Here is a 231-nt window from a genome sequence, read left to right on the forward strand (position 1 = left end):
CGATTCGCCTTTTCAGCATTCATCTTTTCGTTTTCTAGAAGCTTCTCTCTTTGTTTTAAATTGTTAATTTCATTTTCTAAATGTTGTATTCGTTCCATTTCTGCTTGGGAGAGTAAGACATATTGCTTGTCATAAAAAGGAGATCTTACAATATCATCATCAACCAACATAAATTCATGGACTTTTAGTAGTTCATTTTGGAAAAAGGATGGTGTTGTTAGAGCATTATAC

At 32.0% G+C, this 231-nt stretch carries 1 protein-coding gene; it reads right to left on the reverse strand.

The window, feature by feature from the left end; all coding sequences use genetic code 11:
* On the reverse strand, window positions 1-231 hold a 231-nt coding region (locus tag AOA59_RS33020), incomplete at both ends, for a hypothetical protein (RefSeq protein ID WP_218212252.1).

The organism is Pseudomonas sp. 2822-15, assembly GCF_002742515.1.
Taxonomy (GTDB): Bacteria; Pseudomonadota; Gammaproteobacteria; order Pseudomonadales; family Pseudomonadaceae; genus Aquipseudomonas; species Aquipseudomonas salomonii.